This is a genomic window from Polynucleobacter sp. MWH-UH2A (assembly GCF_018687195.1).
Lineage (GTDB): Bacteria > Pseudomonadota > Gammaproteobacteria > Burkholderiales > Burkholderiaceae > Polynucleobacter.
On the sequence record NZ_CP061321.1, the window covers coordinates 844,208 to 856,204 of the forward strand.

8 protein-coding genes and 1 tRNA gene are annotated in these 11,997 nt (G+C 46.5%); 7 read left to right on the forward strand and 2 right to left on the reverse strand.

The window, feature by feature from the left end:
- Positions 1-21: 21 nt before the first annotated feature.
- Positions 22-1,545 (reverse strand): fumarate hydratase, encoded by a 1,524-nt coding sequence (locus IC571_RS04515; protein WP_215317620.1) that lies wholly within the window; start codon positions 1,543-1,545, stop codon positions 22-24.
- A gap of 176 nt (positions 1,546-1,721) precedes the next feature.
- Between IC571_RS04515 and acs the strand changes: the two genes are divergently transcribed.
- From acs to IC571_RS04535, 4 genes are all read left to right on the forward strand, one after another.
- Positions 1,722-3,695 (forward strand): acetate--CoA ligase, encoded by a 1,974-nt coding sequence (gene acs, locus IC571_RS04520; RefSeq protein WP_215317621.1) that lies wholly within the window; start codon positions 1,722-1,724, stop codon positions 3,693-3,695.
- A 59-nt stretch (positions 3,696-3,754) separates the two neighbouring features.
- Positions 3,755-3,845: transfer RNA gene (locus tag IC571_RS04525), tRNA-Ser, on the forward strand.
- A gap of 114 nt (positions 3,846-3,959) precedes the next feature.
- Positions 3,960-5,684 carry an amidohydrolase gene (locus IC571_RS04530; RefSeq protein ID WP_215317622.1) on the forward strand — a complete coding sequence of 575 codons (1,725 nt, stop codon included), beginning with the start codon at positions 3,960-3,962 and terminating at the stop codon, positions 5,682-5,684.
- Positions 5,685-5,711: 27 nt separating this feature from the next.
- Positions 5,712-6,017, forward strand: coding sequence for a YciI family protein (locus IC571_RS04535; RefSeq protein ID WP_215317623.1), 306 nt, complete (start codon positions 5,712-5,714; stop codon positions 6,015-6,017).
- Positions 6,018-6,096: 79 nt separating this feature from the next.
- On the opposite strand, the gene IC571_RS04540 is transcribed toward IC571_RS04535, so the two are convergent.
- Positions 6,097-6,687 carry a DUF1080 domain-containing protein gene (locus IC571_RS04540; RefSeq protein WP_215317624.1) on the reverse strand — a complete coding sequence of 197 codons (591 nt, stop codon included), beginning with the start codon at positions 6,685-6,687 and terminating at the stop codon, positions 6,097-6,099.
- 142 nt (positions 6,688-6,829) lie between these two features.
- Here IC571_RS04540 and IC571_RS04545 point away from each other — a divergent pair, with 142 nt between their 5' ends.
- The 3 genes from IC571_RS04545 (at position 6,830) to fdhF (ending at position 11,969) form a co-directional block, all read left to right on the forward strand.
- Complete coding sequence (locus IC571_RS04545) at positions 6,830-7,054, forward strand: hypothetical protein (protein WP_215317625.1); 225 nt, start codon at positions 6,830-6,832, stop codon at positions 7,052-7,054.
- 188 nt (positions 7,055-7,242) lie between these two features.
- On the forward strand, positions 7,243-9,045 hold the full coding sequence (locus IC571_RS04550; protein ID WP_215317626.1) for an NADH-ubiquinone oxidoreductase-F iron-sulfur binding region domain-containing protein: 1,803 nt from the start codon (positions 7,243-7,245) through the stop codon (positions 9,043-9,045).
- Positions 9,046-9,074: 29 nt separating this feature from the next.
- Positions 9,075-11,969, forward strand: coding sequence for a formate dehydrogenase subunit alpha (fdhF, locus tag IC571_RS04555; protein WP_215317627.1), 2,895 nt, complete (start codon positions 9,075-9,077; stop codon positions 11,967-11,969).
- Positions 11,970-11,997: the final 28 nt, after the last annotated feature.

Consider the following 11,997-nt stretch of genomic DNA (forward strand, 5'->3'; position numbering starts at 1 on the left):
AAACCAATAAAGCAGAATGAATTAAGCAATCTTGACTGGAATACCGCCAATTTTCGCTTGCCATTCTTTTGGTCCGGTCTCATGCATGGAGATGCCTTCTGAATTCACGGCAACAGTTACGGGCATGTCTTTGACTTCAAACTCGTAAATGGCTTCCATACCTAAATCAGCAAAGCCAACCACCTTAGAGGTCTGAATTGCTTTTGATACCAGATAAGCAGCGCCACCAACTGCCATGAGATAGGCAGATTTGTGTTTCTTAATAGCTTCGATTGCGACTGGACCACGTTCTGCTTTACCAATCATGGAAATCAAGCCTGTTTTGGCCAGCATCATTTCAGTGAACTTATCCATGCGGGTAGACGTAGTAGGACCTGCTGGGCCAACGACTTCATCGCGCACTGGATCGACTGGACCAACATAATAGATAACGCGGTTTTTAAAGCTCACTGGCAATTCTTCGCCTTTAGCAAGCATGTCTTGAATGCGTTTATGTGCTGCATCACGACCAGTCAAAATTTTGCCGTTCAGTAGCAATGTTTCGCCTGGTTTCCAGCTAGCCACTTCTTGCGCAGTCAATGTATCTAAATTCACGCGCTTGGATTTTTGAACATCAGGTGTCCAAGTGACATCTGGCCAATCAGATAAAGAAGGCGCTTCGAGTTTGGCGGGGCCATCACCATGCAAATGGAAATGAACGTGACGGGTTGCTGCGCAGTTCGGAATCATGGCAACTGGTAATGAAGCAGCGTGTGTTGGGTAATCCAAAATCTTAATATCCAAGACAGTAGCTAGACCACCTAAGCCTTGGGCACCAATACCCAGCTTGTTCACTTTGTCATAGATCTCGAGACGCAATTCTTCAACACGGTTCTTCGGACCGCGCTCAATCAATTCTTGAATATCAACTGGACCCATTAAAGCTTCTTTAGCCATGAGCATCGCTTTTTCTGGTGTGCCGCCAATGCCAATACCCAGGATGCCAGGAGGACACCAGCCAGCACCCATGGTTGGAACAGTCTTGACCACCCAATCCACAATCGAGTCAGATGGATTGAGCATTACCATCTTGGCTTTGTTTTCGGAGCCACCACCTTTAGCGGCGCAAATCACTTCTACATCGTCACCCGGAACAATTTCATAGTGAACAACGGCGGGGGTGTTATCGCCGGAATTCTTACGTTTGCCTGCTGGGTCAGTTAATACGGAAGCACGCAAAGTGTTTTCTGGATTGAGGTAAGCGCGACGCACACCTTCGTTCACCATTTCAGTAACGCTCATCGTGGCATCTGCCCACTGCACATTCATGCCGATCTTCAGAAACACTACGGCAATACCAGTATCTTGGCAAAGTGGGCGATGACCTTCAGCGCACATGCGGCTATTAGTCAAAATTTGGGCAATTGCATCCTTAGCAGCCTCACCTTTTTCGAGGGAATAGGCCTTACCCATGGCATCAATGAAGTCCTTAGGGTGGTAATAGGAGATGAACTGGAATGCGTCTGCAACGCTTTGAATGAGGTCGTTTTGTTTAATCTGAGTCATGGTTTTGGGGTTATTTCCACATTATTAGTAAGGTTTGCCCTATTTTAAGGGTTTGCCATAGAGCAAATCCCAAGTGTTTTCACTTATCTTCGTAATTCTTGAGGGGTCAGAACCCATCATTTTGCTGCATTTTGGCAAAAAAAGAACATTGTTTATTTAATAGAGGGCAGTGAAGCATGGAACCATTAAAGCAAGAAAACCGCGTTTTTAACCCACCTGCAGACTTCGTTAAGAGCGCGGCCATTCCAGGTATGGATGCTTATAAAAAGCTTTGCGCTGAAGCTGAAAAAGATTATGACGGTTTCTGGGGTCGCCTCGCCAAAGAAAATATTTACTGGAAAAAGCCCTTTACTAAAGTTTTGGATGAATCCAAAGCGCCTTTCTATAAGTGGTTTGAAGACGGCACAACCAATGCATCTTATAACTGTTTAGACCGCCAAGTAGAAGCTGGTCTTGGTGATAAGACGGCTATTATTTTTGAAGCAGACGACGGTACCGTAACAAAAGTTAGTTACAAAGACATGCTTGAGCGTGTTTGCAAAATGGCAAACGCACTGCGCAAGATGGGCATCAAGTCTGGTGACACGGTCATTATTTACATGGCGATGACTATTGAAGGCATTGTGGCAATGCAAGCATGCGCTCGTATTGGCGCGATTCACTCGGTAGTGTTTGGTGGATTCTCTGCACAAGCATTGCGTGACCGCATCATCGACGTAGGCGCAGTTGCGGTAATTACTGCTGATGGCCAATATCGCGGCGGCAAATCATTGCCACTCAAAGCGATCTGTGATGAAGCACTCTCTACTGGTGAATGCGGCAAGGTAAAGCATGTCATCGTGAGCAAGCGTACCGGTACCGCGATTGATATGAAAGCAGGCCGTGATGTTTGGATGCAAGACATTGTGGCCAATGAGGCAGCAACTTGCGAGCCAGAGTGGGTCAGCGCTGAGCATCCACTCTTTATTCTGTATACATCTGGTTCTACTGGTAAACCTAAGGGTGTGCAGCACTCTACAGGTGGATACCTCTTGTGGGCGATTCTCACAATGAAGTGGACCTTTGATATCAAACCAAACGATGTGTTCTGGTGTACTGCCGACATTGGTTGGGTAACAGGTCACTCTTACATTACTTATGGCCCACTCGCTGTTGGCGCCACTGAGATTGTGTTTGAAGGCGTTCCAACTTATCCGAATGCGGGTCGTTTCTGGGACATGATTCAAAAACACAAAGCAACGATTTTCTACACAGCACCAACTGCGATTCGTTCATTGATCAAAGCATCTAGCAACGATCAAGCAGTGCATCCAAAGAGCTATGACTTATCCTCTTTGCGTCTCTTGGGTTCAGTTGGCGAGCCAATTAATCCAGAAGCATGGATGTGGTACTACGAGAATGTGGGTGGCTCACGTTGCCCAATCGCTGATACCTTCTGGCAGACCGAAACTGGTGGTCACATGATTTCTCCATTGCCAGGCGCAACCCCAATGATTCCAGGTTCATGCACATTGCCATTACCAGGTATTCAGGCGGCGATTGTGGATGAAGCCGGTCATGACGTGCCAAACGGTAGCGGTGGAATCTTGGTAGTCAAGCGTCCTTGGCCTTCTATGATTCGTACCATTTGGAATGACCCAGATCGTTTTGTGAAGTCTTACTTCCCAGAAGAGTTGGGTGGCAACCTCTATCTCGCAGGTGATGGCGCTATCCGTAACAAAGAGACTGGCTACTTCACCATTACGGGTCGTATCGATGACGTTCTGAACGTATCTGGTCACCGTATGGGCACGATGGAAATCGAATCTTGCTTAGTGGCAAACCCATTGGTTGCAGAAGCAGCGGTAGTAGGTCGTCCAGACGATCTCACTGGTGAAGCGATTTGCGTATTCGTGGTCCTCAAAGGTGGTCGTCCAACTGGCGAAGATGCGAAGAAGGTTGCTACTGAACTGCGTAACTGGGTTGGTAAAGAGATTGGTCCGATTGCCAAGCCAAAAGATGTTCGCTTTGGTGATAACTTACCTAAAACCCGTTCAGGCAAGATCATGCGTCGCCTCTTGCGTGTGATTGCGAAGGGCGAGGAAGTCACTCAAGACACATCCACCTTGGAAAACCCAGCAATCTTGGAGCAGCTTAAAGAGTCTCTCTAAGCCGTCTTTATTGGGAATTGGGGCAAAACCCTTTCGGCAATCGTATAATCAACGGTTCCGGAAGGGTGGATGAGCGGTTTAAGTCACACGCCTGGAAAGCGTGCGTAGGTTAATAGCCTACCGCGGGTTCGAATCCCGCCCCTTCCGCCAAGTAATGCCAAACCACCTTCGGGTGGTTTTCTTTTGCCCATAAAAATACCCATCTGTAAGCATCTCAATTTCCGCTATGCTTAGCTATCCAATCCATTTTTGAAGAGATTTGAAATGAAACGTTTAATGCAAAGGGCTTTACTCTCATTTGGCCTCATCGCTAGCTTGCAAATAGCTAACGCAGCCACCAATCAAGCTGGACAGTCTGCCGACACTATTTTTTATGGCGGACCCATTCTGACGGTGAATGCTAAAAACGAAGAAGTTCAAGCGCTTGCTGTCCAAGATGGCAAGATTGTTGCGGTTGGTAAGAAAGACGCTGTGGTAAAAAATTGGCAGGGCGCCAATACTAAGGTTGTCGATCTTCAAGGTAAAGCATTGATGCCGGGCTTTGTAGAGCCGCACATTCATATTGTGATGACGGCGATGACAGAGGTGCTCTGGCTCAATTTATCGAACTTCACACCTCAGTACGATACCTTGGATTCACTTAGTCAAAAACTCAAAGCAAGATTAAAGACGCTACCAAAAGGTCAGTGGTTAGGCGCATTTGGTGTTGATCCATCTCGTACGCAACCCTTCATGGCTGAGTTAACTGCAGATGTACTCGATAAGGTCTCGACAGAGGTGCCCATTGCCGTCATGAATCAATCGGGCCACATTTTGTATGTGAACCATAAGGCTTTTGAGCTTGCTGGCATTACCGATAAAACGCCCAATCCTGGAGATGGCGGCATTTATATGAAGGATGCTCAAGGTCGCTTAACTGGTGTGGTGGTTGAGCCATCGGCCATTCTGTCTGTTTTAAAACATGTACCTCCACCGAGTGAAGCAGAGTTGGCCGCAGCAATGCAAAAAACAGCCAAGATGATTGCCTCCAAGGGTGTGACCACTTCGGCAGAAATCACTTTGGGTTTGATGCTCGGTTTGGATAATGAAGTAAAACTATTTAATGCTGTTGCGCATGGCAATGATTTCCCCATTCGGGTCAGAGCGTACTTGTATGGTCCGTTGTTAGCTAATGGCACCAATGGTCTCAAGCCAAACGATGGTGATGATAAGTTGCGTTTCGTAGGTGTGAAGTTTGTTTCCGATGGCTCTACTCAGGGCATTACTGCAGCACTCAATGAGCCCTATATTTATCCTAAGGACACTAAGTTTCGCGGCAACTTAGATTACGCCGATGATCAAATTTACAAAATGACTAAGCCAGTGTTTGATCAAGGTTGGCAAATTGCGACCCATGCAAATGGTGATCGGACTATTGAGCAAACGCTCAATACTTACGCTAAGTTACTAGCCAACTCGCCTGATCCAAAGGCGCGTCGCTTGCGGATTGAGCATTTCACAATCAATACTCCAGAGCAGGTTAAGCGCGCGGTGAAGTTAGGTGTAATTCCTGGCTTTACGATTGGACACGTGGATTATTGGGGTGAAGCATTTCACGACAAGATTGTGGGTCCTAAGCGTGCAGACCGCATTGATCCATCTGGCTCATTCAAAAAAGAAGGCGGTCGCTTTGCTTACCATAGCGACTCTCCAGTATCGAATGTGGGCCCATTAAATTACATTTCCGAAGGTGCTGGACGTTTATGGCAAAAAGCGCCACGTAAAGTTTTGGGTCCTGATGAGCGCGTCACGGTTGATGATGCGATTCGTGCGGTAACCATCAATGCGGCTTATGAAATGTTCTCTGACGACAAGGTAGGCAGTCTAGAGGTGGGTAAGCAGGCTGACTTGGTCGTGTTATCAAGTAATCCTAAAAAGACTCCAGTGGATCAGATCCGCAATATCCAAGTTAAAGAAACTTGGATTGACGGTAAAAAGCAGTCTTGGTAAATCGGCAAACTACTTAAGGAAAAAGACATGATTTTTGCAATTTTATTAATGGATAGACCCGGTACTGCGGATTTACGTGTGAAGGTTCGGCCTGAGCACCGTGCTTATTTAGGTCAGCAAGCTGAGCGCATGGCATTTGCTGGACCACTTACTTCTGAAGATGGTCAAACGGTTACTGGAAGTCTCTTGGTGATGGATTTTCCAAGCAGGGCTGCAGTAGATGAGTGGCTCAGTAACGAGCCATTTACTAAAGCAGGTGTATATGAAAAGCCCGTTATTCATGTATTTAATAATATGTGGGCGCAAAAGGTAGGATTTCCGCCGGCAGCATAATTGAGCTCATGCGCGTATCAAAAAAAGAAGCCACCCTGGCGATACTTGGGTGGCTTTATTGTTATGTGCGTCACTAAAACTAAATCGGTTTGATTTGTAGCTTTCTAAATTTCACAATTCCGCCTGCTGATTGAAGTGCAATTACGCCCTCTGCAAAACGGCTATCTTGTCCGTCTCCTACAGTTACAACGCCATTCATACTCACTTTGAAGTGTGAGCCATTGGCCACAATTTCCATCGTATTCCAGCGACCACCTGCTTTGTGAATTGGATTTACTTTGGCAACATCCACAATCGCACCGGTTGCATAGGCTTGCTCGGGACGGGTATCCCAAATATTGACTTCATATCCGTTAGCAGCGGTAATTTTATTTGGGTCTTGGCAACGAATAAAGATGCCACTATTGGTATTGGACTCAGCCCAAAACTCGGCTTTGATAATGAAGTTTTTGTAAGACTTTGTACTGACTAAAAATCCCATGGGTTTATTGCCTTCAATGATGCCGTTGCCAATGACCCAATTAGCATTACCCACGATATTCCAACCGCTTAGGCTAACGCCATCTATTAGGTCTACGAAGCCATCCTGATTTTGAGCAATGGCGGGGTTGCAAATCGCCAGATGCAAACAGATAAAAAAGAAGGCGATTTTCTTGAGGGTCAATTTCATGGGGTCTCCACTTTGTTATTCGTTTTAATGTGACCCATTGTTACTGATAAGAATTAAAGAAGACAAGTAGATGCTTTCCCTGAATTTGCTCAATTTGCTGAATTTGCCTTGGATAGGCATCAAAATCCATTAGACTTGCGGTATGAAATCAACAAATTTGCGCCTAGCCTTGGTTCCCCTTGCCTTTATGGCCATTGGCCTGACTGCTTGTGGCTCGATAGAGCAGGCGGCTCAGGACGATTGCACCTCGATTGGCTGGCAAATCGGTAGTAAAGGCTATCAGGACTGCTACAAAGCAAGGCTTTATGAGCGCAAGTTAGATTACTCAATGCCTCCAGGCGATCAGCCATCCCCATCCTTACTATAACTAGGGTTTACCCTTAAAATAGCCCTTTAAATCTCCCTTGAGCTCCGTCAAGGACTTAGGGCTAGAAATAACCCAAAATCTGCTGTTAATGAGCAAAAAACCCAGTTTTTGGGGATAAGCACTCGAGCGCGAAATACAGAAAACGAAGTACATAAAAACGAACTTTATAAAAACAGAGACTACAGAATATGAATCACCCAAAGCCTTCCAAAGAAGTCAACGCGGTTGCAGTTGCAACTGCAGATGATTTACGGGAGACCATTCGTCGCAAAAGTAAATTAAAAGGCCGTCAAGCAGATGACGCGTCGATTGCAGAGGTACGACAGTTAATTGGTAATGCACCTCATCGTCGTGATTTGCTCATTGAAAATTTACATAAGCTGAATGATGAGTACCGTGCATTACATGATCGTCATTTAGTGGCTTTGGCAAAAGAAATGAATTTGCCGATGCCTGAAGTGTATGAAGTTGCAACCTTCTATCATCACTTTGAAGTAGTGCGTGGTAATGATCCGGTTGCCGATATCACTGTGCGTGTGTGTGATGGCGTTGCTTGCGAATTAGCGGGCGCACAAAATTTATTAGCCAAGTTGCCTGCGATCTTGGGTAATCCTAATGTGAATGTGGTTGCAGCCCCATGCGTAGGGCGTTGTGAGCAAGCCCCAGTGGCAGTAGTACATCAATACCCTGTGATTTTTGCTAACACCGACAAAGTAAAAGCCGCAGTTAACAACAAACTGACGACTCAGCCTTTGGCAAATGACGATGCGGTCTTTGAGCCAGCAGAATTGGCTCAAAAGGGTGTTTCACCTCAGGGTGAGAATCAAGCAGTGTCTCCAGACTATGTTGGTTATGAGTCTTATCGCGCTAAGGGTGGTTATGCCTTGGCTAAAGAGATTGTGGATGGCAAACGTGATGCAGAAAGCATCATCAAGGCGATGGAAAATTCGGGTCTGCGCGGTTTGGGTGGTGCAGGCTTCCCAGCAGGACGCAAATGGCGCATCGTAAAAGATCAAGCGGCGCCTAAGCTCATGGCGGTCAATATTGACGAAGGTGAGCCAGGCACATTCAAAGACCGTACCTATCTTGAGCGTGACCCCCATCGCTTCTTAGAAGGTTTATTAATCGCTGCCAATGTCGTGGGCATTGATGCTTGCTACATCTATTTGCGCGATGAATATCACGGTTGCCGTGAGCTACTCGAAAAAGAATTAGCTAAGCTCAAAGCCAATCCTCCATTTGCAATTCCGAATATTGAATTGCGTCGTGGTGCTGGTGCCTATATTTGCGGTGAAGAATCCGCGATGATTGAAAGTATTGAAGGTAAGCGTGGTGAACCACGTATGCGCCCACCTTATATTGCACAAGTCGGTTTATTTGGTAGGCCAACCTTGGAGCATAACTTTGAGACCTTGTATTGGGTACGCGATATTGTGCAGCGTGGTCCAGAGTGGTTTAGCTCCTATGGTCGTCATGACCGTAAAGGTTTGCGTAGCTATAGCGTCAGTGGGCGTGTGAAAAACCCCGGTGTGAAACTAGCGCCAGCAGGCATTACGATTCAAGAACTCATTGATGAGTACTGCGGTGGTATGCAAGACGGTCATCAGTTCTATGGTTATTTGCCCGGTGGCGCATCTGGCGGCATCTTGCCAGCAACCATGAATAACATTCCATTGGACTTTGATACTTTGCAACCTTATGGTTGCTTCATTGGTTCTGCAGCCGTAATGGTATTTAGCAATCAAGATAAAGCGCGCGATATGGCGCTAAATGTCATGCACTTCTTTGAGCATGAGAGCTGTGGTCAATGTACACCATGCCGAGTAGGTACAGGTAAAGCTGCAAAACTCATGCAAGCCAAATCTTGGGATCAAGACACGCTTGAAGATCTGGCTACTGTGATGGTTGATGCTTCGATCTGTGGTCTAGGTCAAGCAGCGCCAAACCCCATTCGTTGTATTCATAAATATTTCCCACAAGAAATCGTATAAGTAAAAGATCAGGGAAGAACGAGACTAATATGAACGCACCAACCAATCCAAAAGAACTCGATTTGCAAACTGTTGAATTCAAGTTAGATGGCAAGACGATTGTTTCCTATGAAGGTGAAACGATTCTCAAGGCCGCAAAACGCCATGGTATTGATATTCCACATTTGTGCTTTAAAGATGGCTATCGCCCAGATGGCAACTGCCGCGCCTGCGTAGTAGAAATTAATGGTGAGCGCACTTTGGCTCCTAGCTGCTGCAGAAGCGCTACACCTGGCATGGAAGTAAAGGCTAATAGTGAGCGCGCCTTAAAGGGTCAAAAGCTTGTTCTGGAGATGCTGCTATCTGATATGCCTGATGAAGGCTTTAAGTGGGTAGGTGACTCTAAAGAAGAAGAGCAAAAACATCAACATGGTGAGCTCAGCACTTGGGCTGCGCGTATGGATGTGAGTGTGCGTCCTGAACTCAAAGCGCTACGCCGTGAAAAAGTATCAAGCGATCTTTCTCATCCGGCGATGGCGGTGAACCTCGATGCCTGTATTCAATGTAATCGTTGTGTACGTGCTTGTCGTGAAGAGCAGGTTAATGATGTGATTGGCTACGCTATGCGTGGTGCGCATAGCGAAATCGTATTTGACCTGAATGATCCAATGGGTGAGAGCACTTGCGTTGCTTGCGGTGAATGTGTGCAGGCTTGCCCAACTGGTGCATTAATGCCAAAAGGTTTGATCGGTTCACAAACAGTGGATCGTAAGGTTGATTCTGTATGCCCATTCTGTGGCGTCGGTTGTCAGATTACCTATAACGTCAAAAATGACAAGATTGTTAGTGTTGAGGGTCGTGATGGCCCAGCTAACCATAATCGTCTGTGCGTTAAAGGGCGTTTTGGTATGGATTACATCCATAACCCACAGCGTTTAACTAAGCCCTTGATTCGTAAATCAGGCGTTCCAAAAGATGAATCGATCTTAGAAGGTAAACAAGATTGGTCTGATATTTTTCGTGAAGCGACATGGGAAGAGGCGCTGGATTTTGCTGGCGGCAAACTCAAAGAGCTCAAAGATAAACATGGACTCAAAGTTCTTGCTGGCTTTGGTTCTGCTAAAGGTAGTAACGAAGAGGCTTACTTGTTTCAAAAATTGGTTCGTACTGGCTTTGGTAGCAATAACGTCGACCACTGTACTCGCCTCTGTCATGCTTCCTCTGTAGCTGCACTATTAGAAGGTGTGGGCTCTGGCGCTGTAAGTAACCAGGTTAATGATGTTGAGCACTCTAGCTTGATCATGTTGATTGGATCAAACCCAACTGCTAACCATCCCGTAGCAGCAACTTGGTTTAAGAATGCCGCTAAGCGAGGTGCAAAACTCGTATTGTGTGATCCACGCAAGACTGAAATTAGTAAGCATGCCTGGCGCACCATGCAGTTCAAGCCCGATACTGACGTGGCCATGCTCAATGCCATGATCTACACGATTATTGAAGAAGGCTTGGCAGATAAAGATTTCATCGCCAATCGCGCGAATAACTTTGAAGCCCTAAAAGAAAACATCAAAGGCTATAGCCCTGAAGTGATGGCGCCAATCTGCGGTATTCCAGCAGAAACCTTGCGTGAAGTCGCTAGAGAATTTGCTACTACGAAATCAGCCATGATTTTGTGGGGCATGGGTGTGAGTCAGCACGTTCACGGCACTGACAATGCACGTTGCTTAATTGCTTTAGTCAGTATCACTGGTCAAATTGGCAAACCTGGTTCAGGATTGCATCCATTGCGCGGTCAAAATAATGTGCAGGGTGCCAGTGATGCTGGATTGATTCCGATGATGTTCCCGAACTATCAGCGCGTGGATAACCCAGAAGCGCATGCTTGGTTTGAGAAGTTCTGGAATACACCGCTGGATAAGAAGCCAGGCTATACCGTCGTTGAAATCATGCACAAGATTACTGCGCCTGATAGCGACCCCGATAAGATTCGTGGCATGTACGTTGAGGGTGAAAACCCTGCAATGAGTGACCCAGACTTAAATCATGCGCGTCATGCGCTCGCATCACTTGAACATTTAGTGGTGCAAGATATTTTCATGACTGAAACTGCTTTATTGGCAGACGTCGTATTACCAGCAAGCGCTTGGCCTGAGAAGGTGGGCACTGCAAGTAATACCGACCGTATGGTGCAAATGGGTAGAAAAGCAGTCGAGCCTCCTGGTGATGCTAAGGCTGACCTGTGGATCATTCAAGAAATTGCGAAGCGCATGGGTCTGAATTGGAATTACCAAGGCCCTGATGCTGGTGTTGCCGAAGTGTATGACGAAATGCGTCAAGCGATGCACGCTGCTATCAACGGCATTACCTGGGATCGATTGGTAAAAGAATCGAGCGTCACTTATCCATGTCTATCTTTGGAAGATCCAGGTCGACCAATTGTCTTTGATGATGCCTTTGCAACACCAGATGGCAAAGTCAAACTCGTGCCAGCAGACATCATTCCTGCAAACGAGCGTCCTGATAGCGACTATCCATTTGTACTCATTACAGGTCGTCAGTTAGAGCATTGGCATACTGGCAGTATGACGCGTCGTGCAACGGTATTGGATGCGATCGAACCTATGGCGACCGTGTCGATGAATGGTGAAGATATGACTCAGCTAGGCGTATCTGCTGGTGATGTGATTACTGTCCAGTCACGTCGTGGTGAGGTTGGTATTCATGTACGAAGAGATGATGGCACACCAAGAGGGGCTATCTTCATTCCATTTGCTTACTATGAGGCAGCAGCTAACCTCATTACCAACCCAGCCTTAGATCCGTTTGGCAAGATTCCGGAGTTTAAGTACTGCGCGGTGAAGTTAAGCAAGGGTGGTGAGCCTTCTAAGGTGGTGGGTTATGGCACCAATGCCCCTAACGGTCCAAAGTTGATGGTGAACGTTTAAGAATTAAGGTGTGTCGGTAATAAGACCA